At 72.7% G+C, this 24969-nt stretch carries 19 protein-coding genes; 12 read left to right on the forward strand and 7 right to left on the reverse strand.

Annotated features, from left to right (window positions below; all coding sequences use genetic code 11):
* Positions 1-1037: CHASE2 domain-containing protein (locus tag AC1DYN_RS12705; protein WP_477959954.1), on the reverse strand; the 1037-nt coding region annotated here is incomplete at its 3' end.
* 10 nt (positions 1038-1047) lie between these two features.
* Positions 1048-2700 carry a FecR family protein gene (locus AC1DYN_RS12710; protein ID WP_477959956.1) on the reverse strand — a complete coding sequence of 551 codons (1653 nt, stop codon included), beginning with the start codon at positions 2698-2700 and terminating at the stop codon, positions 1048-1050.
* A 108-nt stretch (positions 2701-2808) separates the two neighbouring features.
* Here AC1DYN_RS12710 and AC1DYN_RS12715 point away from each other — a divergent pair, with 108 nt between their 5' ends.
* The 10 genes from AC1DYN_RS12715 to AC1DYN_RS12760 all read left to right on the forward strand — a co-directional run bounded on the left by AC1DYN_RS12715 (position 2809) and on the right by AC1DYN_RS12760 (position 17350).
* On the forward strand, positions 2809-4860 hold the full coding sequence (locus tag AC1DYN_RS12715; protein WP_477959958.1) for an oxidoreductase: 2052 nt from the start codon (positions 2809-2811) through the stop codon (positions 4858-4860).
* Positions 4857-6449 (forward strand): phospholipase D family protein, encoded by a 1593-nt coding sequence (locus AC1DYN_RS12720; RefSeq protein ID WP_477959960.1) that lies wholly within the window; start codon positions 4857-4859, stop codon positions 6447-6449. The genes AC1DYN_RS12715 and AC1DYN_RS12720 overlap by 4 nt, the downstream gene beginning before the upstream one ends.
* Before the next feature lie 116 nt (positions 6450-6565).
* Entirely contained in the window at positions 6566-8182 is a 1617-nt protein-coding gene (locus AC1DYN_RS12725) for a DUF2138 family protein (protein WP_477959961.1), read from the forward strand.
* Positions 8182-8832, forward strand: coding sequence for a DUF1175 family protein (locus tag AC1DYN_RS12730; protein ID WP_477959963.1), 651 nt, complete (start codon positions 8182-8184; stop codon positions 8830-8832). The genes AC1DYN_RS12725 and AC1DYN_RS12730 overlap by 1 nt, the downstream gene beginning before the upstream one ends.
* Positions 8829-13421 (forward strand): MG2 domain-containing protein, encoded by a 4593-nt coding sequence (locus tag AC1DYN_RS12735; RefSeq protein ID WP_477959965.1) that lies wholly within the window; start codon positions 8829-8831, stop codon positions 13419-13421. Before AC1DYN_RS12730 ends, AC1DYN_RS12735 begins: the two co-directional genes overlap by 4 nt.
* 7 nt (positions 13422-13428) lie before the next feature.
* A complete protein-coding gene (locus AC1DYN_RS12740; RefSeq protein WP_477959967.1) occupies positions 13429-15087 on the forward strand; it encodes a DUF2300 domain-containing protein in 1659 nt (552 codons plus the stop codon).
* 2 nt (positions 15088-15089) lie between these two features.
* Positions 15090-15854, forward strand: a complete 765-nt coding sequence (locus tag AC1DYN_RS12745) for a YfaP family protein (protein ID WP_477959969.1) — start codon at positions 15090-15092, stop codon at positions 15852-15854.
* 103 nt (positions 15855-15957) lie between these two features.
* Positions 15958-16242, forward strand: a complete 285-nt coding sequence (locus AC1DYN_RS32730; RefSeq protein ID WP_490363524.1) for a hypothetical protein — start codon at positions 15958-15960, stop codon at positions 16240-16242.
* Positions 16243-16291: 49 nt separating this feature from the next.
* Positions 16292-16429, forward strand: coding sequence for a DUF2135 domain-containing protein (locus AC1DYN_RS12755; RefSeq protein WP_477959973.1), 138 nt, complete (start codon positions 16292-16294; stop codon positions 16427-16429).
* Positions 16430-16450: 21 nt separating this feature from the next.
* Positions 16451-17350 (forward strand): LysR family transcriptional regulator, encoded by a 900-nt coding sequence (locus tag AC1DYN_RS12760; RefSeq protein WP_477959975.1) that lies wholly within the window; start codon positions 16451-16453, stop codon positions 17348-17350.
* Here AC1DYN_RS12760 and AC1DYN_RS12765 read toward each other — a convergent pair.
* From AC1DYN_RS12765 to AC1DYN_RS12780, 4 genes are all read right to left on the reverse strand, one after another.
* Positions 17334-18590 carry a D-amino acid dehydrogenase gene (locus tag AC1DYN_RS12765; protein ID WP_477959977.1) on the reverse strand — a complete coding sequence of 419 codons (1257 nt, stop codon included), beginning with the start codon at positions 18588-18590 and terminating at the stop codon, positions 17334-17336. The genes AC1DYN_RS12760 and AC1DYN_RS12765 overlap by 17 nt on opposite strands.
* Positions 18587-19309: a cysteate racemase gene (gene cuyB / locus AC1DYN_RS12770; RefSeq protein ID WP_477959979.1), complete on the reverse strand. Its 723-nt coding sequence runs from the start codon at positions 19307-19309 to the stop codon at positions 18587-18589. Before cuyB ends, AC1DYN_RS12765 begins: the two co-directional genes overlap by 4 nt.
* The gene (locus tag AC1DYN_RS12775) at positions 19309-20196 is read right to left on the reverse strand and encodes a transporter substrate-binding domain-containing protein (RefSeq protein ID WP_477959981.1); all 888 of its coding nucleotides are present in this window, start codon (positions 20194-20196) and stop codon (positions 19309-19311) included. Before AC1DYN_RS12775 ends, cuyB begins: the two co-directional genes overlap by 1 nt.
* A 102-nt stretch (positions 20197-20298) precedes the next feature.
* A complete protein-coding gene (locus tag AC1DYN_RS12780; RefSeq protein ID WP_477959983.1) occupies positions 20299-20580 on the reverse strand; it encodes a DUF427 domain-containing protein in 282 nt (93 codons plus the stop codon).
* A 152-nt stretch (positions 20581-20732) separates the two neighbouring features.
* Between AC1DYN_RS12780 and AC1DYN_RS12785 the strand changes: the two genes are divergently transcribed.
* Positions 20733-22577 (forward strand): sensor domain-containing diguanylate cyclase, encoded by a 1845-nt coding sequence (locus tag AC1DYN_RS12785; protein WP_477959985.1) that lies wholly within the window; start codon positions 20733-20735, stop codon positions 22575-22577.
* Here AC1DYN_RS12785 and AC1DYN_RS12790 read toward each other — a convergent pair.
* Positions 22574-23557: a helix-turn-helix transcriptional regulator gene (locus tag AC1DYN_RS12790; protein WP_477959987.1), complete on the reverse strand. Its 984-nt coding sequence runs from the start codon at positions 23555-23557 to the stop codon at positions 22574-22576. The two genes, AC1DYN_RS12785 and AC1DYN_RS12790, sit on opposite strands and share 4 nt — an antisense overlap.
* 171 nt (positions 23558-23728) lie before the next feature.
* Between AC1DYN_RS12790 and AC1DYN_RS12795 the strand changes: the two genes are divergently transcribed.
* Entirely contained in the window at positions 23729-24871 is a 1143-nt protein-coding gene (locus AC1DYN_RS12795; RefSeq protein WP_477959989.1) for a hypothetical protein, read from the forward strand.
* Positions 24872-24969: the final 98 nt, after the last annotated feature.

Consider the following 24969-nt stretch of genomic DNA (forward strand, 5'->3'; position numbering starts at 1 on the left):
CAGCCACCACAGCGCGTCGACCGCCGGGCGGGGCGGGGTGACAGCCACCACAGCGCGTCGACCGCCGGGCGGGGCGGGGTGAACAGCGCACCGTTCGCGAGGGCCGCCTGCGCCTGGGCCAGCGCGGCCGGTGCCCAGCGCGGGCCGAGCGGCGTCTGCATCCGGTCCCCCAGCACGGCACTCGCGCCGATCACGACGCTGCGCTCGCGCACCTGCTGGCGCAAGGCCTCGTCGCGCACGGCTCCGCGGGCCGCCTGCACCACCGACAGGTAGGACCGCAGCGCCACCGCCTCGCCATGCGCCGGCCACTGCGGGCGGACCCGGCTGCGTGGGTCGACCGGCCAGCGGTGGCCGGCGACCTCTGCATGGCCCATGGTGCACTCCAGCGTGCGCGGCGCAACGCCCTCGGCCGCCAGCAGCGATGCGAGCGCGAACGACGGCACGCCGACCGAGGGCGATGCATGCCACAGCGACAARGCCCTCAGCTGGCCGTCGTCGTCGGTCGGCGTCGACACCATGCCGAGCGCCGGCTGCGCCGCCATCAGCATCGGCGCCGGCAGCAGCAGCCCGGGCCAGGCCTGTGCACCGCAGCCGCCGGGCCCGGGTTGCGGCGGCAGCGCGTCGACCTCGCCGCGCTGCGTCGGCACCACGCTCGCGGCCAGCACCACGCGGCCCGGGTGCTGTGCCAGCGTGCGCGCCAGCGCCGCGTCGCCCGGGCGCGGATCGGCCAGCACGAGGTCGATCGCGACGCTGCGCGCGCCGATGTCCAGCAGGTAGTCGGTGACCAGGGCCAGCAGCGCCCGGTCGGGCGGCCAGCCGCCGAACTGCGGGCGCAAGGCCTCGACCGAGGTCTCGTCGATGTCGACCACCAGCACGCCCGGCGTGTCGTCCTGCGCCGCGGCCGCCGCGGCCTGCAGGTCGTGCCAGGCCGACTGCAGCGGCGCCAGCACGCCGGTGGCGGCGAGCAGCGCGGCCAGCGCCAGGCTGGCGGCCAGCGCAGCGGCCACCGCGGCACGTCCGGTCGGCAGCCGTTTCATCGCGTCATGGTCACAGCAACAGCAGCAATGCGGCGCCCGGCAGCAGCCACCACCACAGGCTGCGCGGCACCTCGAACTGTTGCGCCGCGCCCCAGGGGCCGACGAAGCCATCGGCTTCCAGCGTGCGCACGCGCAGGTAGTAGCGGCCCGGCGGCGGACGGTCCAGCAGCAGCTCGGGCAGGTTCTCGCGGCGCTCCAGCAGCAGCTGCGTGAAGTCCGGGTCGCGTGCCACCTGCACGTCCCAGGCCTCGTCGCTGCTGCGCGCACGCCAGCGGAACGCGAGGCGCTGTCCCTCGTCCTTCGGGGTCTCCAGCGCCGGCGGTGGCGGCGTGGCACGCAGCTCGAAACTGCTCGCATCGCTGAACGGGCCGGGGTCGTCGCCGGCGGCGATGCTGGCGACGCGCCAGTGGTAGCGGCCGGGCGGCAGCGGCAGGCCGAGCTGCGGGGCCTCGAGGTCGGCGCGGTCCAGGCGCAGCGCCTCGAAGCGCGCGTCGTCGGCCACCTGCAGGCGGTAGCGCTGCGCCGCGGCGGCCTTCGTCCAGCTCAGCTCGACCCGTTCGCCGTAGGCGCGGCCCTCGTCGCGCGGCAGCGTCGTGAAGGGCGGTTCGGGCCGCGCCTTCAGCGTGAACGCGAGCTGGGCGTCGTGGCCTTCCAGGCCCTTCGCGTCGCGGGCGCGCACCTGCAGCAGGTAGCGGCCGTCGGGCAGGTCGGCCCATTGCGCGGCCGGCTGCTCGAACTCGCCATCGAGCAGGCGCTGGTTCAGGCTACCGTCGGCGAACACCTGGGCGCGGTAGCCGGCGGCGTCGGCGAGGGCGGGCCACGAGAATCGCAGCGGCACGCGCTCGTAGCGCGTCGGCAAGGTCGACAGCCCGGGTGCCGGCGGCAGCGGCACCGGCGGCGACACACCCGTCGTGTCGGCCACGACGCCGAAACCGTCGGCGATCGGCCGCTGCGCCTTGCCCTGGCCGGTCGCCGCCACACGGCCTTCGGTGACCTCGGCGGTGGTCGCCTGGCCGGCCACGCGCACGCGGAATTCGGTGCCGCGCACGCCCAGCGTCAGCACCGGCGTGCGGATGTCGTAGCTCGAGCCCGGCACATGTCCGGGGTTGACGCGCGATTCCGCCTCGCCGCGGTCCAGCGACAGTCGCGACTGCGCCGCACCGCTGCGCCCGAAGCTCAGCAGCGACTCCATGCGCAGCTGCGAGCCGCCCGACACCAGCATGCGCGTCGAGTCGGCCAGGCGCAGCGTCAGGTTGGCATCGGGGTCGGTGACCAGCAGGTCGCCGGGCTGCAAGGTTTCGCCGACCACCAGCGCGATGCGCTCGGCACCGCGTTCGCGCTGCGCACCGCCGGACAGGAAGGCCACGTTCGCGACCGCGGCCTCGGCGCGCAGCCAGCTCACCGGCACGTGCAGCTCGCGGCCCGGCGCCAGGTGCTTCGGATCGGCCACGCGGTTCAGCCGCTGCAGGCGGGCCCAGCCGATCTCGGGGGCGAGGTAGCTGTTGGCGATGCTGTAGAGGGTGTCGCCCTTGACGACGCGGTAGTGCCAGGCGGGGGCGTCGGCCGCGGCGACCGCAGGCGCCGCCAGGGTCGGCACGGCGTACCACGCCAGCAGGCTCACGGCCACGCACCGCCCGAGCAGCACCGTCCAGGAACGGGACATCGGAGCCTCCCCCGGACCTGAAGCCGCATGGCGCGTCTATGCGGCCAAGCCCTGAGCCGGTCCTGTGCGCAGAAAGATAGCATGGGGCGCCCTGTGCGTGGCCCCTCGATGACTGCCTATCCCCACCTTCTCGCCCCCCTGGACCTCGGCTTCACCACGCTGCGCAACCGCGTGCTGATGGGCAGCATGCACACCGGCCTGGAAGATGGCCGCAAGCACTTCCCGGCGATGGCCGCCTTCTTCGCCGAGCGTGCGCGTGGCGGTGTCGGGCTGATGGTGACCGGCGGCTTCGCGCCCAACATCGAGGGCTGGACCAAGCCCTTCGCCGGCACGCTGGCCACGCGCGGTGCGGCACGCCGCCACCGCCAGGTGACCGACGCCGTGCATGCCGAGGGCGGCAAGATCGCGCTGCAGATCCTGCACACCGGCCGCTACGGCTACTCGCCGCTGTGCGTCGCGCCGTCGCGGCTGCAGTCGCCGATCTCGCCGTTCGCGCCGCGCGAGCTGTCGGCGCGCGGCATCGAGCGGCAGATCCGCGCCTTCGTGCGCTGCGCGGCGCTGGCGCGCGAGGCCGGCTACGACGGTGTCGAGATCATGGGCAGCGAGGGCTACCTGATCAACCAGTTCCTGGTCACGCACACCAACCAGCGCGGCGACGGCTGGGGCGGTTCGTACGAGAACCGCATGCGCCTGCCGGTCGAGATCGTGCGCCGCGTGCGCGAGGCGGTGGGGCCGGATTTCATCCTGGTCTACCGGCTGTCGATGATCGACCTGATCCCCGACGGCAGCAGCTGGCCGGAGGTGGTGGCGCTCGCGAAGGCGGTCACGCAGGCCGGCGCGACGATCCTGAACACCGGCATCGGCTGGCACGAGGCGCGCGTGCCGACCATCGCCACCAGCGTGCCGCGCGGCGCCTTCGCGTCGGTCACGCAGACCATGCGGCGCGAGCTGCGCGTGGCCGGGCTGACGATCCCCCTGGTCACCAGCAATCGCATCAACACGCCCGAGCTGGCCGAGCGGCTGCTGGCCGACGGCTGTGCCGACGTGGTGAGCCTGGCGCGCCCGCTGCTGGCCGACCCGGACTTCGTCAACAAGGCGGCGGCCGGGCGCGCGCAGTCGATCAACACCTGCATCGCCTGCAACCAGGCCTGCCTGGACCATGCGTTCCAGGCGCAGCTCGCGACCTGCCTGGTCAACCCGCGCGCGGCGCGCGAGACGGTGCTGGTGCAGCGTCCGGCGGCGCAGCGCAAGCGCATCGCGGTGGTCGGGGCCGGTCCGGCCGGGCTGGCGGCGGCCTGCACGCTGGCCGAGCGCGGCCATGCGGTCGACCTGTTCGATGCGGCCGGCGAGATCGGCGGCCAGTTCAACCTGGCGCGGCGCGTGCCGGGCAAGGAGGAGTTCAGCGAGACGCTGCGCTATTTCGGCCAGCGGCTCGCCGATGCCGGCGTCAACCTGCGGCTCAACACGCGCGCCAACACCGCGACGCTCGCGGCCGGCGACTACGCGCAGGTGCTGCTGGCCACCGGCGTCACGCCGCGCGACCCGAAGATCCCGGGCCAGGACCTGCCGCACGTGCTGAGCTACATCGACGTGCTGCTGCAGCGCAAGCCGGTCGGCGAGAAGGTGGCGATCATCGGCGCGGGCGGCATCGGCTTCGACGTGGCCGAGTTCCTGGTCACGCCGGCCGGCCACTCGCCGACGCTGCACCTGGACGAGTGGCGCACCGAATGGGGCGTGGCCGACCCGTCGCAGGTGCGCGGCGGCGTGGTGCCGGCCCGGCCGGCGCCGCCGGCGCGCCAGGTGGTGTTGCTGCAGCGCAAGAGCGGCAAGCTCGGCAAGGGCCTGGGCAAGACGACCGGCTGGATCCACCGCGCCGCGCTGCAGATGAAGCAGGTCGAGATGATCGGTGGCGTCCACTACGAGCGCATCACGCCGCAGGGCTTGTTCGTCACATATGGCGAAGAGCGCCGCGACGGCCAGCTGATCGAATGCGACACCGTCGTGCTGTGCGCCGGCCAGGTGCCGCAGCGCGAGCTGCTGGAACCGCTGCGCGCCGCAGGTGTGGTCACTCACCTGATCGGCGGCGCGGACGAGGCCGCGGAGCTGGATGCCAAACGCGCGATCGACCAGGGCACACGGATTGCCCTGGCGCTTGAATGAGCCGCCTGTTGCGCACCGCCTTCGTCAGCCTGCTGTTCTGCCTCGCCGGCCTGGGCGGCTGCGCCAGCCTGCCGCCGCCGGTGGCGCACGAGCCGGTGAACGCGCTGGCCGATCCGGAGAACACCGCGCTCGGCAGGTTCGTCGCGGCGAATGCGCCGGCAGCGGGCATCTCCGGCTTTCGCGTGCTTGCGTCGGGCGACGATGCCTTCGCCGCGCTGACCGCGCTGGCCGATCGCGCACAGAAGACGCTGGACCTGCAGTACTACCTGATCCACAGCGACGCCTCGTCGCGCGCGCTGATGCAGCGCGTGCGCGCGGCGGCCGACCGCGGCGTGCGGGTGCGGCTGCTGATCGACGACCTGAACACCGCCGGCCAGGACGACGCGCTGATGCGCCTGACGCAGCACCCGCGCATCGAGGTGCGGCTGTACAACCCGTTTCCGTCCGGGCGCATGGCGACGCTGAGCCGCGTGATGGCCTCGCTGACCGACGCCGCCCGCATCAACCACCGCATGCACAACAAGATGTTCGTCGCCGACAACGCGCTGGCGGCGACCGGCGGGCGCAACCTGGGCGACGCCTACTTCGTGCAGAGCACGCAGAGCAACTTCCTGGACATCGACGTGCTGGTGGCCGGGCCGGCGGTGCGCGCGCTGTCGGCGGTGTTCGACGGCTTCTGGAACGACCCGCTGGCCTACTCGATCGGCGTGTTGGTCGACCTGCCGCCTGCACCACCGCCATCGGCCAGCGGCGCCTCGGCACCCGACCAGGCGGCCAGCGCGCTGGCCGGCGAAGCGGCGGCCTCGGCGCCGGCGATCGTCGCGAGCGCCGCCAGTTCGCCGCTCGGCAGCGAGCTGGCGCGCAACCAGCTGAAGCTGGTGTGGGCGCCGTCGCGCGTGCTGGCCGACAAGCCGACCAAGGCCAGCGCGCCGGCCACCGAGGAGGCGCCCGCGCCGTCGCACGAGGTGATCAGCGACGACGTCGAGGGCCTGCTGCGCGGTGCGCGCAGCGAGATCGTGCTGATCTCGCCGTACTTCGTGCCCGGCGCGCGCGGCATGGCGCTGATCGACGACCTGAAGCGCCGCGGCGTGCGGCTGCGCGTGCTGACCAATTCGCTGGCCACCACCGACGCGCCGGCGGTGCACATCGGCTATGCGCGCTACCGCGAGGCGATGCTGAAGGCCGGCGTCGACCTGCGCGAGTTGCGCGTGCACCTGGACCTGCCGCGCAGCAAGGTCGGCTCGTTCGGTTCGTCGCAGGCCTCGCTGCATGCCAAGGTGCTGGTGATCGACCAGCGCGACGTGCTGATCGGCTCGATGAACATGGACGCGCGCTCGGCGCGGCTGAACACCGAGATGGGCGTCGTGATGCACAGCCCCGAGATCGCGCGCCAGCTGCTGCAGCTGTACGACGAGGTCAGCAGCGCCAACAGCTACCGGCTGTCGCTCGACCCGGACGGCCGGCTGCTGTGGACGCTGTCGCCGCCCGGCGGCGCGCCGAAGGTGCTGACCAGCGAACCCGAGGCCAGCCTGTGGCTGAGGCTGACGGTGAAGCTGCTGTCGCCGTTCGCGCCCGAAGAGATGCTGTGAGCCGGGAAGGATTTCACGGAGACTTCACGACCGGTTCACCTGTCCCGCTTGCGGCACTGAGATGATGCCGCCCGTGCGCCGTCGAGAGCATGGCGCGGCTGGGGGAGGGAGAACCCGTGGGATTGAATCGAAAGCAATGGGCCGGCATCGGCGTGGCCGCGGTGCTGGTGGCCGGCGGGATCGTCGCCGCGACGATCGGCTGGTCGCGCTTCGGCGGCAGCATCAACGCGCTCGAGGTGGACCTCGGGCATCCGCAGGCCTACGTGTCGACACCGGCGCTGTCGCGCCTGCCGCGCGACCTGGTCAAGGCGCCGGTGCTGCGCGAGGTGCTGACCGAGGACTTCGCGTTCTATTACGAAGAGCATGAAAGCCGCCTCGGCCTGCAGGGCGCGCTGAAGCGCATCGCCTTCGAGCACGACACCACGCTCGCCGACAAGCTGATCGAGCTGGCGCTCGACGAGCCGGCCGAGATGGCGTTCTGGACCGATGCCAAGGGCGCGCCGCGCCACTGGGTGATGGCGATGACGCGCGGCGTGCTGGCCCGCACGCTGCAGGGTGCCGCGACGCTCGCCACCAACGACCGCCAGTTCAGCGTGATCGACCAGGTCCGCGTCAACGGCGACACGCTGCCGGTGTACGCGCTGGTGCTGTCGCCGCGCCGCACGCTGGCGCTGGTCGCGCAGGGCAACCGCGTCGTCGTGCTGAGCGACCCCGGCCTGCTGTTCGATGGCGAGCGCCAGGTCGACGTCCATTCGCGCGACGTCGTCGCCGGCCTGCTGTCGGCCGACCCGAAGGCGCAGGCGCTGTACCGGCGCAACTTCGGCCTCGGCGAGGCGGGCAACGCCCACACCCTCGTCGCGGATGCGCGGCTGATGTCGTTCGGCTACCAGCACTTCTTCCCCGGCCTGAAGGCCTTGCGCTTCGACCTGGCGCCGGGCGGCGCGGTGCTGGCCACGCAGCTGCGCGTCGAGGGTGCCGCCGCGTTGCCGGCCGCGCCGGCCGACCGCGCGCTGTGGTCTGCCGTGCCGGCCAACCCGGCCGCCTGCACGCTGCTGCCGGCCGAGTGGGCGCGTGCCAAGGCGGTGGCCGGCGCGGCCGGCTGGAGCGCGCTGGCCGACCAGCTGGACGGGCCGGCCGCGATCTGCTGGTACCCGCGCTCGCAGTTCCACACGCCGCTCGTCGTCGCGCAGCTGAAGGACGGCGCCGCCGATCCGTCGGCCTCGCTCGACGCGCTGACGGCCTGGCTGCTGCCCGCGAAGGCCGCGACGCTGTCGCCTGCCGCGCGCGCCGGCGTCAACCGCTGGCAGCGCGAGGTCAGCGCGCCGTGGGGGCCGCATGGCGACGGCGACGCCAGCACCTACCGGCCGACGCTGGCGCGCCAGGGTCGCTGGATCAGCTTCTCGCCCGACGATGCGCTGGTCGACCTGGCGCTCGATGCCCAGGCACGGCGCTTCCCCAGCGTGGCCGACAGCCTGCCGCCCGGGCGCGCGACGCTGGCGGTGATCGCGCCGCGCCAGGTGGCCGAGCTGGCCCGGCGCGAGGCCTTCGCGGTGCTGCCGCCGGAGCAGGAGCTGTTCCGCCAGGCGGCCGAGCGCCAGCTGGTGCCGCGGCTCGACGCGCTCGGCAAACTGCCGCTGTCGCGTGCGCTGGCCGACGGCAAGCCGGATGCGAACGGCTGGGTCGCGGTCGACTGGCAGTCGCTGGCCGCACTGCCGGCACCGAAGGGGCGCTGATGAACGGCTTCATGCCCACCCGGCGCGCGTTGCTGTTGGCCGGTGCGCTGCTCGCGACCGGCAGCGAGGCCGCACCTGCACCTGCGCCCACGCCGCTCGACCGCGCGCAGTCGCAGCGTTTTCGCGACTGGATGACGCTGCTGATCCATGCGCAGATCGAGCGCGGCCCGACGCCGCGCTGGACGCACCGCGACTGCGCCGGCCTGGTGCGCTTCGCGGTCGCCGAATCGCTGCGCGAGCACGACCTGGCGTGGAAGCGCGCCAACGGCCTGCTCGGCATGCGCCTGCCGCCCGACCTGGATGCCGGCAGCACCCAGGGCCTGCGCCACGCGTGGCGCCGCGCCGACGGCACGCGCGATGCCTTCGTCGGCGCGCTCGAACTGGTGCAGGAGAACACCCGCCCGGTCGCGCGCCAGCTGACGCAGGCGGTGGCCGGCGACCTGCTGTTCTACGACTTCGGCGACGAGCAGCACCTGATGGTCTGGATGGGCCGCTACATCGCGTACCACACCGGCCGCATCGAGGCCCACGACAACGGCCTGCGCGCGGTGCGCGCGGACCAGCTCCTCGGATGGAAGGACACGCGCTGGCGGCCTTCCGACGACAACCCCAACTTCTCGGGCGTCCATCGACTGGCGTTCCTCGCATGAAGACCTTGCACAAGATCTCCTGGCCCGCACTGGCCCTGGCAGCGTTGCTCGCACTGCCGCCCCTGGCCCCGGCGGCACCGTCGGCACCGGTGCCATTGCCCAACGCCTGGGCACCGTTCTCCGGCGAGCCCTTCTTCCTGTTGTCCGACGCGACCTTCGGCAGCACCGAGCTCGCGAAGGTGCGGCTCGAGGTCAATGCGCCGCAGATGCTGGAACAGGCCGGCGGCGTCGACGTGCTGGTCTACCGCATCCCGCAGCCGCTCGATTTCCTGCAGCGCCAGAAGAACCTGCACCGCGTGCAGGTCGACGCGCGGCCGGCCGAGCCGGGCCTGTCGAACACGCTGACGCACCTGTGGGACAACTGGGCCGTCAAGTCGCGCCTGGCGTGGCAGAAGCTGTTCTCGAGCGACGCGCGCCAGGCCGTCACGACCCAGGCGCCGGAACTGAAGACGCCGAAGGCGCTGACGCGTCCGTCCAGCTTCGAGGAGCCGCCGCAGTTCAAGCCGATCGCCGGCCTCGCGGTGGTCGAGCGCTTCCGTTACCCGGTGCAGGCCGCGAAGCCGATCGAGCCGCCGAAGGACCTGAAGCTCGCCGGCAGCAGCAGCGAGTTCATCAACCCGTCGCAGGGCAATGTCTGGGTGCCGATCGGCAAGCGCGCGCCGGGCCTGTACCTGGTCGAGGCGATCGCCGGCCAGCACCGCGCGACGACGCTGCTGTTCGTCAGCGACACCGTCGCGCTGACCAAGGTGTCGGGCGAGCAGATGCTGGTCTGGGCGGCGCAGCGCGGCAACGGCGCCGCGGTGCCGAAGACGCGCGTGGTGTGGACCGACGGCATCGGCGTGCTCAAGAGCGGCGCGGCCGATGCGCAAGGCCTGGTGCGGCTGGACCGCAAGGCCCCCGAGCAGACCTACGTGTTCGGCGAAGACCCGGCCGGCGGCGTCTTCATCTCCGAAAACTTCTACTACGACAGCGAGATCTACGCCGCCAAGGTCTATGCCGTCACCGACCGCCCGCTGTACCGTCCCGGCGACTGGGTGCAGGTGAAGGTGACCGGCCGCGAGTTCCGCAGCGCCCGCGAATCGGTGAGCCTGAAGGACGGGCCGCTCACGCTGCAGGCGCTGGACCCGGCCGGCCAGGTGATCGCGACGCAGGCGCTGCGCTTCAGTGGCACGCAAGGGGCCGACACCCGCTTCGCGCTGCCCGACAACGCGTCCGCCGGCGGCTACGAGCTGCGCCTGGCGATGGGCGAGGACGTCTACACCGCGGCCTTCCGCGTCGCCGACTACCAGAAGCCGCACTTCGAGATCACGCTGCTGGCCGACAAGCCCGACTTCGCCACCGGCGAGCGCATCGGCGGCAAGCTGCAGCTGACCTACCCGGACGGCAAGCCGGTGGCCCGTGCCCGCGTCAGCCTGACGGCGCGCGCGCAGAAGCTGACGATGGTCGAGGGTGAGCTGGACTACGGCGGCCAGTTCCCGCTCAAGCTGACGCAGGACGAGCTGCAGACCGATGGCAATGGCGTCGCGAGCTTCTCGCTGCCGCCGGCCGACCAGCCGAGCCGCTACATCCTGACCGCGCTCGCGACCGACGGCGCCGCCTGGCGCGTGCGCACCTCGAAGGAGATCCTGGTCGAGCGCGGCAGCGGCTCGTACAAGCTGACGCCGGACCGCCAGTTCTCGAAGCCGGACGAGGCCGTCGCGTTCAAGCTGGCCGCCGGCACCCAGGCCGCCGCGGATGCCGCGCGCCCGGCGCGCTGGGAATGGCTGCGGCTCGAGAACCGCGCCAAGGAATCGGGCGCGATGCCGGCCGGCGACGTGCTGAGCCTGCGCTTCCCGCAGCCCGGTGCCTACACGGTGACGCTGCGCGACGACAAGGGCCGCATCGTCGCGGCCGCCCCGCACTGGGTCAGCGGCGACGGCCTGAAGGCCCCCGCCGGCAGCATCACGATGGTGTTCAACCGCGCCGCCTACCGCGCCGGCGACACCGCCGAACTGCTGCTCGGCTTCCCGGAGCCGGTCGACAACGCGCTGCTGACGCTGGAGCGCGACCGCGTCGAGGCCACCGCGGTGCTGGGCCAGCCGGCCGCGTGGGTCAAGAGCGAGCGCCTCGGCCCGACGCAATGGAAGCTGACGCTGCCGGTGCGCGAGGAGATGAGCCCGAACATGACCGTGTCCGTGGCTTACGTGAAGAACGGCGACTACGTGTTCCAGAACCAGGGCCTGCTGGTCGAGCAGCCGCGCATCGCGCTCGGCCTGCGCACCGACAAGCCGGTCTATGCGCCGGGCGAGCTGGTCACCGTCGACGTCGACACGCGGCTCGCCGGCCAGCCGGTGGCGGCCGAGGTCGCGGTCGGCGTGGTCGACGAGATGATCTACGTGCTGCAGCCGGAGATCGCGCCGGCCATCGAGGATTTCTTCTACCACCCGCGGCGCAACAACGTGCGCACCAGCGCCAGCCTGTCCTTCATCGGCTACGACCTCGCGACCAGCAAGCTCGGCGTGCTGCCCTCGTCGCGCCAGGTGAACCAGCGCGCGGTGAAGGTGCTGGAGCGCCCGCGGCGCGACAACGTCGACACGGCGGCCTGGGAGCCGCGGCTGTCGACCGATGCGAGCGGCCATGCGCGCTTCAACTTCCGCATGCCCGACTCGCTGACGCGCTGGCGCATCACCGCGCGGGCCATGCAGGCGGGCGGCGCGGTCGGCCAGCAGGTCGGCTGGGTGCGCTCGGACAAGCCGTTCTACGCCAAGTGGACCAGCCCCGACTGGCAGCGCGAGGGCGACCGCGCGCAGGCGTCGATCGCGCTGTTCAACCAGACCGGCCAGCCGGCGCGCATCGAATGGGAGGCGCGCGGGCCGGGCGTCGAGCGCAAGGAGACGCTGAGCGTGCAGCCGGGCATCAACTTCGTCGCGCTGCCGATCGCGGCCGACCGCGTCGGCGCCGCCGGCGTCAGCCTGGTGCTGCGCCAGGATGGGCGCGTCGTCGACCAGCTCGACACCACGTTGCAGCGCCTGCCGGTGGCCTGGCGTGCGCCGCGCGAGCAGGTGCTCGACATGGCGGCAGGCAGCGCGGCGCTGAAGCTGCCGCCGGACGCGACCCGCGTGCGCGTGGCCTTCGCGCAGGACGCGGCGGCCGGCGCCTTCAACCGCTGGATGGAGGACCTGATCGACTTCCCGTACGGCTGCGTCGAGCAGACGGCCAGCCGCATGCTGCCGCTGTCGATCGCGCTGCAGTCGCTGTCGCCGGCCCAGCAGCCGCTGGCGCCGCAGCTGACGCAGCGGCTGTCGACGGCGCGGCTGTCGCTCGCGCAGATGGCCGGGCCGCAGGCACGCTTCGGCTGGTGGGGTCGCGGCATGGCCGACGACGCCTTCCTGACCGCCTATGCGTACTACGCCGACTGGCGCGCGACGCAGGCGCTGCGCAGCAGCCTGCCCGACGAGCACTGGCAGCGGCTGCTGGACGTGTACGCGAAGGAGGGCAGCACGCTGTCGCCGCTGCAGCGCGCGCTGGCGCTGTCGTGGATGCAGGAGATGGGGCTGCCGGTGGGCGCGATGAACGCGAGCCTGGTCGAGCAGCTGGCGGCGCAGGCGGCCGACCCGGTGCCCGCCGAGGCACCGCGCGGCAGCTGGGTGATGACCGATGGCGACGCGGCCGGCGCGCGCGACATCGCGCTGGTGCTCGCGGTCGACACCGCACAGCGGGCGAAGGGCACGCCCGCGGCCGAGCAGCGCGTCGCGGCCGATGCCGCCGCGTTGCGGCTGGGTGGCTCGGCGTCGCCGTTCGTGCAATCGCTGCTGATGGCGACGCGGCGCAGCGGCACCGATCAGGCCGGCGAGTTGCTGGGCCGGGTGGGACAGGGCATGCCGACCTTCGACCGGGCGCAGACGCTGCTGTGGCTGCAGCGGGCGCTCGGGCGCAAGCCGGACGTGGCCACCGACGTGAGCCTGGCCGCGCCGTGGCAGCGCAGCGTGGGCAGCAGCGGTGAGGTCACATGGACGCTGCCGGCCGCAGCCGCGCTGCCGGCCACGCTGGCCCTGCCTCCCGGCACCAAGGCGGCCTGGGCCTACGTCAGCTACGAAAGCAGCGAGGCGCAGGCGCCGGTGCTGCCGGTGACGCTGGAGCGCACGCTGTGGCGCGTCGTCACGGTGCCGAAGGCCGCGGCAGCAGCCTCGCAACCGGGTTCGCCCGACAACGCGCGCATGAACGTCACGCTGGAGCCGGTCGCGCCCGGCACGCCGCTGGACACCAACACGCTGTACCTGGACCAGATCAAACTCGGTGCACCGAAGGCGATGCGTTGGGCGCTGGTCGAAGCGGCGCTGCCGCCGGGCGCGGCGGTGGAGGGCAGCACCTGGGGCCTGGACCTGAACGGCCAGCCGCTGGAACGCGCGCAGCACGAGCCGACGCCGCAAGGCTATGCGGTGCCGGTCGAGAAGCTGGCGGCTGGCGGTTCGGTCACGCTGCGCCACCTGGTGCGCTTCGCACAGCGCGGCCAGTTCAAGCTGCCGCCGCTGCGCGTGCACCGCATGTACCAGCCGGAGGCCAAGGGCGTGGACGGCAGCGGTGCCTGGGCCACGGTCGAGGTGCGCTGAGGTCGGCATGGGCATCCGTTTCTTCCTCGTCATCGCGCTGTTCGCCGCCTGCGGCGCGCAGGCCACGCCGGCCACGCGCCTCGCGTGGCTGCAGGGTGACGAGACGGTCGCGCTGCAGCGCAGCGGCGAGGGCGCGCAGCCGATGGCTGCGCCGCCGCGCACGCCGCTCGGCAGCAGCTGGAAGCTGTTCGTCCACGGCTACCTGGCGGCGCGCGGGGTGCAGGAGCCGGCCTACCGCTGCGAGGCGGTGCAGCGCCTGCCGGACGATGACTACTGCTGCGACCCCGGCGCCTCCATCGGGCGCGACGAGGCGCTCGCGCGGTCCTGCGGCCCGTACTTCGAGCCGAAGCGGCTCGCGCTGTCGGCCGACGACTGGGCGCGCTTCTGGCGTGCGCAGGAGGCACCGGCCTGGCTGCAGCGGCTGGACGCGATGCAGCCCGGCACCGAGGTCGCGGTGGCCGAGCTGCTGCAGGCGCTGCGCCACGTGCCGGTGGCGTCTCGGCTGGCGGCGCGACAGGCCCTGCTGCCGCTGGCCACGCGCGATGCCGCGGTGCTGGCCGCGCTCGGCAGCGGCCCGCGCTTCAAGACCTGGTCGTGGCGCATCGACGGCGAACGCGCCGGCGGCGCCACCGGCTGGCTGGCCGACGGCACGCCGTTCTGGTTCGGCGCGGCCGGCACCAGCCGCACGGCGCTGCAGGCGCAGGCGCCGTGGATCGCGCGGCAGTGGTCGGCGCACGGGCTCGCGGCGCCGCGCGTCGACGCTGCGGCGCTGGCCGCGCAACCCTGCATCGACGTGCGCTTCTTCCAGCGCTACGCGATCCGCGCCGTACTGCGCGCCGACGGCAGCGAGGCACCGGTCGGTCCGTTGAACGGTCGTTATCGCATCGAGTTCCGCAACGGCACGCAGCTGAGCATCGACGCGCTGCCGGCGCTGCAATTGCGCATCGAGGGCGACGGCTCGGTGATCGTCGCGCGGCTGGCGCTGGAGGATTACGTGGCCCGCGTCGTCGACCGCGAAGGCCGTGCGACCGAGACCGAGGCGGCGCGCGCGCTGGCCGTCGCGGCGCGCAGCTACGTGCTGCAGAACGCGCCGCAGGCCGAGGCCTGCCGCCAGATCGCCGACGACAGCCGCACGCAGCGCGTCGGCCCGAACCCGCCGAGCGAGGCGGCGCGCGCGGCGGCGGCCTTCACCGACGGCCTCGTGGTCGACGGCGCCGCGGTGCGCTACCACCGCGACCAGGCCTCGCCCGGCGTGCTGTCGTGGCAGGACGCGGTGGCGGCGAGCCGCCGCGGCGACGGCTTCGAGACCATCCTGCGCAGTGCCTGGCCCGGCATGACGCTGGCCGGCGCGCAGGCCGGCGCCGACTGCGAGRCGCTGCCGCAGGCGCATGCCTGGCTGCTGCAGCGCCAGCAGCGCTGGCGCGAGCTGCTGCGCCGCGAGGCCGGCTACCAGGCGCTCGGGCCGGAACTGCGCGTGTGCCAGCTGGCGATGGGCACGCCGCACTCCGACCAGCGGCGGCTCGAGATCCGCGTGCGCGAGTGGCTGACGCGCGAAGGCCGCGTGACGCTGATCCACGAATACCTGCACCTCGCCTTCCGCGACCACCCGCGCGGCCAGGACGAGGCCTACATCGAACGACTGGCACAGCGATTGGCCGACTCATGAAGATGCTTCTTCCCCTGCTGCTGGCCGCCTCGGCCGGCGCTGCCGCGGCACAGGCCGCGATCGACGCACCGACCTCCGGCTGGCGCAGTTCGCCGCCGCGCCAGCGCGATTTCGTACAGGAGGTGCACTACCCGGCCGCCAGCGTCAACGTCAACGGCCGCTCGGCCAGCGCGCTGATCCGCGGGCACATCGGCGCCACGGCGAAGCCGCGGGCCGACGGCGCGCGCCAGCCGGCGCGGCTGGTGGTCGACGGGGTCGCGATGCCGCTGTCGGTCGACGAGGGTGGCGGCTTCGCACGGCCCTGGTCCTTCGGCAGCGGCAGCCACGGCGTCGAGGTGCGCGCACCCGGCGGCGGCCCGGCCAGGCGCACGCAGTTCTACGAGGCGCAGTCCGGCCGCGTGCCGACGCGGCTGCGCGTCGTGCTGAGCTGGGACAGCGACAACACCGACCTCGACCTGCACGTGGTCTCGCCCGATGGCGAGCATGTGTTCTATGGCTCGCGCGTGGCCGGCAACGGCGGCGCGCTCGACGTCGACGTGACGACCGGCTTCGGCCCCGAGATCTTCGCGACGCCGAGCCCGGTGCGCGGCGCCTACCACGTGTTCGTCAACTACTACGGCGCCGGCGAGCAACGCGACGTGATCACCACCGCGCAGGTCGCGATCGTCGAGGACGAGGGCACGCCGCGCGAGAAGCAGCAGGTGTTCCGCGTGCCGATGCGCAAGCCCGGCGAGCTGACGCTGGTGCATTCCTTCCTCGTGCCCTGAAGCGCCCGCTGGCCGCCCTGCTGGCCGCCTGCGCGCTGGGCTCGGCGCAGGCCGATCCGGACGTGGTGATGACGCACCCGCCGGCGGCTGGACCTACAGCGGCATTTCCGACGGCCCGGGCCGCGTCACGTACGCCTACCCGAACAACCTGGTCGAGCGCGGCGGCCAGCGCCAGCGCACGCTGGTCGAGGGCCGCCTGAAACAGGTCGGCAGCACGCGGCGCACGCCGACGATGGTGGTCAACGGCAATGCGATGCCGCTGTACACCGCCGACGACGGCCGCTTCGCGCGGCCCTATGCCTTCGGGCCCGGCTCCAACGGCATCGAGATCCGCGACGCCGACGGCCGCAGCCGCAAGCGCGTGCAGTCTACGAGGCCAACCGGCTGAAGACGCTGGCGAGATCCGCATCATCGGCTCCGGCCCGGAGATGTTCTCGATGACCGCGCCGATGCCGGGCGTGTACCACGTGTACGTCAACTACTGGGGCAACTTCGGGCCCGGCGGCTACCACTTCGACGAGTCGACGCGCAAGATCGGCGACCTGATGCTGGTGCGCTCGGTGCGGCGCGGTTGATGCGGCGATACTCGCTGCGCCATGCGCATCAAGCACGTCGAGGTCTTCAACGCCATCATGCTGACCGGCACGGTCAGCGGCGCCGCGCGCCTGCTGCACGTGACGCAGCCGGCCGTCACGCAGACGCTGCAGCATGCCGAGCTGCAGCTGGGCTATGCCTTGTTCACGCGCCAGCGCAACCGGCTGGTGCCCACGCGCGAGGCGCAGGCGCTGTACCCCGAGGTGCAGCGGCTGGTGTCGCAGCTCGAATCGGTGCGCCGGCTGGCCGGTGCGCTGCGCAGCGGCACGCAGGCCACGCTGCGCGTGCTGGTGGTGCCGTCGCTCGCGGTGCGCGCGCTGCCCGAGGCGCTGGTGCTGTTCCGCAAGCAGCACCCGGCGCTGCCGCTGTCGATCCGCACGCTGCATTCGCCGGAGATCGCGCAGGCCATCGCGCTGCAGGAGGGCGACCTCGGCCTCGTGTTCGGCCACAGCACGCACCCGGCGGTGCAGCAGCTGCCGGTCGCCCAAGGGCGGCTGGTCTGCGTGTCCCCGGTGCAGCCGGCACAGCGCGGCCGGCCGGCCGAGCGCCGCAGCACGGTCGAGCTGGCTGAGGTGGTGCGCGGCAGCTTCATCCGCATCGACGAGCGCGACCCGATCGGGGCGATGCTGGCCGAGCAGTGCGCGCGCGAAGGGCTGGCGCCCGAGGGCAGCATCACCGTGCAGACGCACCACATCGCGATGACGCTGGCGGCGCAGGGCTTCGGGCCGGCCATCATCGATTCGTTCACCGCCAGCGCGGCCGACGCATCGCTGCAGGTGCGCACGCTGCTGCCCGAGGTGCCGGTCGGCATCAGCGCGCTGCTGCCGCAGGGCGAGCGCTCGCCGCAGCCGGTGGCCGACCTGATCGAGGCGTTCCGCCGCGTCGTCAGCACGCCGGCCTGAACGGCGCGGCGTCGATGGCGGGCACCCGGCCCTGCATCAGCTGCGCGAGCAGCGACGCGCTGCCGCAGGCGAGCGTCAGCCCGAGCGCGCCATGGCCGGTGTTGAGCCACAGCCGGCCGACGCGCGTCGGCCCGATCAGCGGGCGCGAGCCGGGCGTCGACGGGCGCAGGCCGGCCCAGGGCTGCGGATCGCGGGTGTCGAACGCGCCGGGGAAGGTGGCGTCGGCGGCCTGCAGCATCGCGGCGATGCGGCGTTCGTCGATGCGCAGGTCGGTGCCGCGCAGCTCGGCGAAGCCGGCCACGCGCACGCGCTCGTCCAGCCGCGCATAGACCAGCTTGCGCGCGCTGTCGGTCACGCTGACCTGCGGTGCGCGCGCCGGCTGCGCGACACGCAGGCTGACGCTATAGCCCTTGATCGGCTCGATCGGCAGCGCCAGGCCCAGGGGCCGCAGCAGGCCGGCGGCGGCGGGGCCGGCCGAGACGACGAAGGCGTCGGCGGCGATCTCCTGCGCGTCGCCGCGTGCATCGGTGCAGCGCAGGGCCTGCAGCGCGCCATCCTGCTGCACGAAGCCGGTGACGCGCGTGTCCATCCGCAGCCGGGCGCCGCTCGCCTGCGCCAGCGAACGGCTCAGCTGCTGCGCATCGGTGACGGCTTCGTCCGGCGTCCAGATGCCGAATGCGATCGGCATGCCGTCGTGTGCCAGCGCCGGCTCGATGCGCCGGCAGGCGTCGGCGTCGACCAGCTCCTGCCGGCTGCCGAAGCGCGCCTGCCAGGCCAGTTGCCGCTGCGCCGCGTCGCGTTTGGCGGCGTCGCGCTGCAGCACCAGCTTGCCGGCCTGATGCACCTGCACGCCGAGCGCCGCCTCGCGCCGCCACTGCGCCAGCACGTCGCGGCTGAGGAACGACAGGCGCAGCAGCGCCTCGGTGCTGCATCTCACCTGGGCCTGCGTGCAGGCGCGGATGAAGGCCATCAGCCAGCGCCAGTGCGACAGCTGCCAGCGCGGCTGCCACGACAGCGGGCTGTCGCGCGACAGCAGCCAGCCGGGCAGCGCGCGCAGCGCGGCCGGCGTCGCGAGCGGCTCGACGTAGCTGTAGCTCAGTTGCGCGCCGTTGGCGCGGCTCGCGCCCTGGCCGGGGCTGGCGGCGGCATCGAGCAGCGTCACGTCGAAACCGCTGCGGGCGAGCGCCATCGCGGTGGCGCTGCCGACCACGCCGGCACCGACCACGCACACCGTCTTCATGCCGCGACGGCCGTGCGCTGCGCCTGGGACCACGCGACGACGGCGCGTGCGAGGGCGTCGGTAGCATCGATCACCGGCAGGCCGAGCAAGGCCTCGTCGAGCACCAGCGGCAGTTCGGTGCAGCCGAGCAGCAGCGCCTCGGCACCGCGCCGCTGCAGCGCCTGCGCGGCCTGCAGCAGCAGGTCCCGGCCGAGGTCTGGCGTGCCGGCCTTGACCGCGGCGATGCCGGGCATCACCCAGTCGACCACCTCGACCGCGGTCGGCAGCACCCAGTGCGGTGCAGGCGAGGGCGCGCGGTTCAGGTACAGGCCCGAGGCCAGCGTCGCATCGGTGGCCAGCAGCCCGACGCGGGCGCCGGGCGCGCGCCGCGCCAGCTCGGCCAGCGCGGTGTCGGCCAGGTGCAGCATCGGCAGCTGCAAGGCCGACTGCAGCGCGTCGAACCACAGGTGCGCGGTGTTGCACGGCAGCACCAGCAACCCGGCGCCGGCCGCCGCGAGCCGCTCGCCGCAGGCGCGCAGCGCCGGCAGCGGCGATTCGCCTTCGCCGCGGAATGCGGCGGTGCGGTCGGGCACCTGCGGGATGCTGCTGACGATCATCGGCACGTGGTCCTGGTCGCGCTGCGCCGGCGTGGCGGCCAGCACCTTGTGCAGGAAGTCGAGCGTCGCGAGCGGCCCCATGCCGCCCAGCACGCCGACCAGGCCGGGCGTGGGCGCGAGCATCAGGTGGCCGGCTTGTCGCTCAGCGCCTTCAGGTTGTCGCGCAGCTCCTGGCTCATCGGGGCCTGCAGGTTGATGCCCTTGGGCGGGATCGGCGACTGGAACCACTTCTTGTAGAGCGTCTCGAACTCGCCGCTCTTGATGAGCCCGGCGATGGTGTCGTCGACCAGCTTCTTGAACGCCGGGTCTTCGCGCCGCACCATGATGGCGTAGGGCTCGACCTGGATCGCGTCGCCGACCACCGCCAGTTCGGCCGGGTTGGCGGCGCTGGCCTTCAGGCCGTACAGCAGGATGTCGTCCATGCCGAACGCGACCGCGCGGCCGGTCTGCACCATCAGCGCCGATTCGGCGTGGTCCTTCGCGCCGAGCAGCTCGATGTTGAGCTTCTTCTCCTCGTTCAGGTTGCGGATGATCTTGTAGTTGGTGGTGCCGGTGGTCGACACGACGGTCTTGCCGGACAGGTCGGCAATCGTCTTCACCGGGGTGCCGGCCTTCACCAGGAAGCGCGTGCCGGTGTAGAAGTAGTTGGTCGCGAAGGCGACCTGCTTGCCGCGCTCGCTGTTGTTGGTGGTGGAGCCGCACTCGATGTCGATGGTGCCGTTCTGCAGCAGCGGGATGCGGTTGGCCGAGGTCACGGCCTGCAGCTGCACCTTCAGGTCGGCGCGGCCGGTGGCCTTTTTCACCTCGTCGACCACCTTGTTGCAGATGTCGGCGCCGAAGCCGACCGGCTGGGCCTTGTCGTCGAGGTACGAGAACGGGATCGACGACTCGCGGTACGCGACGCCGATGACGCCGCTCTGCTTGACCTTCTCGAGCGTGGTCTGGGCGCCGGCGAGCAGCGGCAGCGAGCCGGCCAGGAGGGACAGGGCACGAAGGGAACGCAGCGACATGGGGTGATCCTCGGACAGCGGTTGCGGTGCGAGGATGCTAGCGAGCTTCGTGCCCGGCGAGGCATCGGATCTTCCCCGGCCTCCATCAGGCGGGCTTATGGATCAGGCGACGACCTGCACGCCTTTCCAGAACGCGACCCGGCCCTTGATCTGCGCCGCGGCCTCGCTGGGCTCGGGGTAGTACCAGACCGCCTCCGGGTTCATCTCGCCGTTGACGAGCAGGCTGTAGTAATACGCCTGGCCCTTCCACGGGCAGCTGGTGCGGTGGTTGCTGAAGGCGACGTACTCGCGCTTCAGGCTGCTTTCGGGGAAGTAGTGGTTACCCTCGACGACGACCGTGTCGTCGCTTTCGGCGAGGGTCACGCCATTCCACACTGCTTTCATTTGCCGGCCTTTCAGGGGTGTCGGCGCATCGTAGCGGCCCGGCGGCGCAACCCCCGCGTCTGAAGGAAAGTCCGTTGACCCGCCGGGGCCGTTTTGGCTTATCGTGGATCGGCGGGGAGGATGACACAGCCCGATGCGAGGCCCGTTGAACCATGCTTTCGGCGCATGCCCGCTTCCGACGCCGCAGCCTGGCCTGGATCGGCTGGAGCCTGCCGTTGCTGGGGCTGCTGGTGATCGTTTTCATCTGGGCCTTCGTGCTGCACAGCCTGGACACCGAGCGCCAGCGCGTGATCGCCGACGCCTTCGCGAAGGCGCGCGGCATCAACCGGGCCTTCGAGGAATACACCGAGCGCGCGCTGTCCCAGGTCGACCAGATCACCGCCTTCGTTGCCTACAACGTCGAGCATTTCGGGCATGAGGCCGACCTGGCCGGCCTGCTGCGCCAGGGCCTTGCGCGCCAGCCGGGCCTGATCGCGCTCTACCTGGTCGACACCCAGGGCACGGTGGTCGGCGCCACCACGCCGCAGGCGCGCGGGCTCTACGTGGGCGACCGCGAGCACTTCCGGGTGCTCGTCGATGGCCACCACCCGGGGCTGTTCATCAGCAAGCCGGTGATCGGCCGCTTCAGCCACGATTGGACGATCCAGCTGAGCCGCCGGCTGCAGACGCAGGACGGCGCCTTCGCCGGGGCCGTGATCGTCTCGGCCGACCCGTCGTACTTCATGCGCTTCTACGACGGGCAGCCGCTGGGCCGCCTGGGCGTGATCAGCTTCGTCGGGCTCGACTGGACGGTGCGCGCGCGCCGTTCCGGCGACGACATCTGGTATGGCGAGGCGGCCAGCACCTCGTTCCTGACGCACGAGCTGGCACGCTCGAAGGAGGGCACGTTCGCGGCCACCAGCCGGCGTGACGGCGTGCCGCGGCTGCTGGCCTACAAGCAGCTGGCCGACCGGCCCTTCGTCGTATTCACCGGGCTGGCCGAGGCCGAGGTGCTGGCCGAGCACGAGGCGCGCCGCCGCACCGAACTGGGCATCGCGTCGGCCGCCAGCATGCTGCTGCTGGGCGTCTTCGGTGCCCTGACGCTGCTGGTGCAGTGGTTGCGGCGCAGCGAGGTGCGCCGGCACATCGCCGACCGGCGGCTGCGCGACGTCACCGACAACCTGCCGGCGCTGGTGGCCTACATCGACAGCGAGCAGCGTTTCCAGTTCTGCAACGCCACCTACCGCGATTGGCTGGGCATCGAGCCGTCGGCGCTGATCGGCCGCTGCGTGCGCGACGTGATCAGCCCGCAGATGTACGAGGCGCGGTGCGGCGCGATCGAGCGGGCGCTGGCCGGCGAGCGCGTCGAGTTCGAGGTCGAGACGCCGTTGAAGGGCGCGCTGCATGCGCTGCACAACGTCTACATCCCCGACCGCGCCGCCGACGGCCGGGTGCGCGGGCTGTACGCGCTGAGTGCCGACGTGTCGGCACTGAAGGCGGTGGAGCGCCAGCTGTCGGCGCTGGCGCGCATCGATGCGCTGACCGGCCTGCCGAACCGGCATGCGCTGAACGAGCGGCTGCCCGAGGCACTGGCGCGCGCCGAGCGCAGCGGCGACCTGCTGGCGCTGATGTTCATCGACGTCGACCGCTTCAAGGCCATCAACGACCGGCTCGGCCATGGCGTGGGCGACCTGGTGCTGCAGGAGTTCGCCGAGCGGCTGCGCGGCAGCGTGCGCGCCACCGACACCGTGGCGCGGCTGGCCGGCGACGAGTTCGTGGTCGTGCTCGAAGGGCTGGGCACCGACGTCGAGCCGACCGCGGTGGCGCAGAAGATCTGCGCGCAGATGGTGCGGCCGTTCGAGGTCGGCGGGCACGTGCTGGACGTGACGACCAGCATCGGCGTGGCCTTCCACCGGCACGGCCGGCTCGATCCGTCGGAGCTGCTGGCGCGGGCGGATGCGGCGCTGTATGCGGCGAAGACATCGGGGCGCAACACCTTCCAGATGTCGGGCACCTAGTACTGCCTGGCCGCGCGCGCCAGCCGCGCGCCGATGGCGGCGGCGAGCGCCTTGTCGCCGGCCACCACCACGCTGTCGCCGTGCCGCAGGATGTCCATCGTCAGCTCGGTCGGGTCGCTGTACGGCACCTGCAGCTCGTAGCGCCCGTCGTCCAGCCAGCGCGCCTTCTGCTGCGGGTGCCATTCCTCGCTGGCCACCCATTGCGCCGCATCGGCCTGGAACACCAGCGTCGCCCACTTCAGCGCGCTGCCGGCGCCGCTGTAGATGCCGTAGCCGGCGTCGAGCTCGGCTTCGAGGTCCTTCACCGCGACGTGGCGCGCGCGGCCGTCCAGCGGCCTGGCCTCCTGCACCGCATCGAGCGCGAAGCGGCGCAGCCCCTCGCTCGCATGGCACCAGGCGTCCAGGTACCAGGTGTTGCGGTAGTTCACCAGCCGCTGCGGCGACACCTCGCGCTCGCTGGTGCTGCGGTCGCTGCGCTTGAAGTAGCGCAGCCACACGCGCTTGCGCTGCACCAGCGCGCTGCCCAGCAGCTCGAAATACCGGCTGGGCGTGCGCCGGCGCGCGGTGACGATCATCTTGACCCGGCGCATCAGCTCGCGCGCCTCGCTCTCGTCGGCGCCCAGCATGCCCTGCAGCTTGTCGACCATCGGCTGCAGGTGGCGCGACAGCACGCCGTCGTCGTCCAGCCCCGCCAGCAGCTGGTGCATCGTCAGCAGCGCATGGATCTCCTTCTCGCTGAACCACACGCCGGGCAGCTCGTGCCGCGCACCCGGGGCGGTGCCGCCGGCCTGCTCGAAGCGGTAGCCGTTGTCGAAGCGGTCGTAGACGATGGGCGCGCTGAGCCGGTCGCGCAGGTACTGCAGGTCGCGCTTGAGCGTGGCGGGCGAGACGTCCAGCTCGTCGCGCAGCGCGTCGAAGCTGACGCAGCCGCGGCTGCGCAGCAGCAGTTCGATCTTGTAGAAGCGTTCGGTGCGGTCCATGGGGTGGATGCGGTTGCCAGAGTGGTGGCTCACCAGATGAGCCAGCCGCGCGAGCATACCCGGATGTCGTGCCGGTGCCACGCGATCCGGTGGCTCATTCTGTGAGCCACCCGGCCGCAACACTTCGCTCCATTGCCGCATCTTCCGCGGCGAAACCACCGGAGCCGATCCATGACCACCGACCTGCACACGCAACCCCTGCCTGCCAGCCTGACCGCGCACGAGCACATCGGCTTCGAACTGGGCTGGGACTACGCCCACTACAAGGTGGCGCCGCCCGCGCCCTACATCAGCGAGCCGTCGGCGCTGTACAACGGATTGATGGCCGGGCAGGCCGCCTTCGGCACGCGCACGCTGCAGCCGACGCGGCACGTGCGCAAGTGGCTGCAGCTGCGCCTGCATGCCTGGCTGCGCGGCCGCAGCGTCGAGCTGGTGCAGGTGACGCCGCACTTCCTGCAGCAGATCGACGTGAGCCACTGCCCGATCACGCGCGCCGAGCTGTCGTCGGCCGCCGAGGCCCCGGCCAGCGAAGGCAGCAGCGCGTCGATCGACCGCGTGCGCAGCGATGCCGGCTATGCCGCCGGCAACCTGGCCGTGATGAGCGTGAAGGCCAACCACGCGAAGGCGGCGCACGGCTTGCGCGATGCGCTGCAGTTCGTCGAGCTGGTCGAGGCCGGCCCGCTGGGTGGGCTCGACGGGCTGACGGCCGAGCAGTGGTCGCGCGTCGCGGTGCTGTGCAGCTTCGTCGAGCCGCTGTCGCACGAAGAAGCCAGCGCGCTGCCGATGCTGGTGCTGCCGCCGAACCGGCTGCGCCTGTTCAACCCGGTGYAGGCGCTGCAGGCCTTCATCAGCCAGCAGCTCACCACGCCGGGCTGGAGCCACCGCATGACGCGCCTCGAAGACCTGCTGCCCGGCAAGCTGGTGCGGCGCGCCTTCCAGACCTTCTTCCATGCGCTGCTGCCGCGCGTGCTCGAGGCGGGGCGCAACACCACGCCGCAGGCCCTGCGCTGGGCGATCGAGGATGCGTGGCGCAACCCGCTGGTGCTGCAGCGCTGGACGATCTTCGCGCGCCAACTCAGCGCGGCGCAGTGCGAGGCGCTGGTGCAGCGAGCCAGCGCCCGCAAGCTCGGCACCACGCACGTCGAATGCGTCAGCGACGAGCAGGCCACCGACGGCTGGCAGATCGATTCGCGCGGCTACGTGCCGCACGCGGTGCTGGTGCGCCGCACCGCGGCGGGCGCGCCGCGCCGGCTGCGGCCGGATGCATTCCCGCCCGCGGGCGAGCCGCGCCAGGCCAGCCTGCCGCTGCAGTGAGCCGAAGGGCGACACCCAATCCAGGGAGGAAGAGGAGAGCCGCCGGGGGAGGGCGGGAAGGGCAGGGAGACGGAGGACGATCGGGCCAGGGGAAAAGG

The organism is Rhizobacter sp. P2_D12 (assembly GCF_056404395.1).

What these genes read in the sequence shown, in the direction of transcription:
- AC1DYN_RS12710 (WP_477959956.1), bottom strand. Translation starts at nt 2,700, where the DNA reads ATGTCCCGTTCCTGGACGGTGCTGCTCGGGCGGTGCGTGGCCGTGAGC.
- AC1DYN_RS12715 (WP_477959958.1), top strand. Translation starts at nt 2,809, where the DNA reads ATGACTGCCTATCCCCACCTTCTCGCCCCCCTGGACCTCGGCTTCACC.
- AC1DYN_RS12720 (WP_477959960.1), top strand. Translation starts at nt 4,857, where the DNA reads ATGAGCCGCCTGTTGCGCACCGCCTTCGTCAGCCTGCTGTTCTGCCTC.
- AC1DYN_RS12730 (WP_477959963.1), top strand. Translation starts at nt 8,182, where the DNA reads ATGAACGGCTTCATGCCCACCCGGCGCGCGTTGCTGTTGGCCGGTGCG.
- AC1DYN_RS12735 (WP_477959965.1), top strand. Translation starts at nt 8,829, where the DNA reads ATGAAGACCTTGCACAAGATCTCCTGGCCCGCACTGGCCCTGGCAGCG.
- AC1DYN_RS12745 (WP_477959969.1), top strand. Translation starts at nt 15,090, where the DNA reads ATGCTTCTTCCCCTGCTGCTGGCCGCCTCGGCCGGCGCTGCCGCGGCA.
- AC1DYN_RS12755 (WP_477959973.1), top strand. Translation starts at nt 16,292, where the DNA reads ATGACCGCGCCGATGCCGGGCGTGTACCACGTGTACGTCAACTACTGG.
- AC1DYN_RS12760 (WP_477959975.1), top strand. Translation starts at nt 16,451, where the DNA reads ATGCGCATCAAGCACGTCGAGGTCTTCAACGCCATCATGCTGACCGGC.
- AC1DYN_RS12765 (WP_477959977.1), bottom strand. Translation starts at nt 18,590, where the DNA reads ATGAAGACGGTGTGCGTGGTCGGTGCCGGCGTGGTCGGCAGCGCCACC.
- cuyB (WP_477959979.1), bottom strand. Translation starts at nt 19,309, where the DNA reads ATGCTCGCGCCCACGCCCGGCCTGGTCGGCGTGCTGGGCGGCATGGGG.
- AC1DYN_RS12775 (WP_477959981.1), bottom strand. Translation starts at nt 20,196, where the DNA reads ATGTCGCTGCGTTCCCTTCGTGCCCTGTCCCTCCTGGCCGGCTCGCTG.
- AC1DYN_RS12780 (WP_477959983.1), bottom strand. Translation starts at nt 20,580, where the DNA reads ATGAAAGCAGTGTGGAATGGCGTGACCCTCGCCGAAAGCGACGACACG.
- AC1DYN_RS12785 (WP_477959985.1), top strand. Translation starts at nt 20,733, where the DNA reads ATGCTTTCGGCGCATGCCCGCTTCCGACGCCGCAGCCTGGCCTGGATC.
- AC1DYN_RS12790 (WP_477959987.1), bottom strand. Translation starts at nt 23,557, where the DNA reads ATGGACCGCACCGAACGCTTCTACAAGATCGAACTGCTGCTGCGCAGC.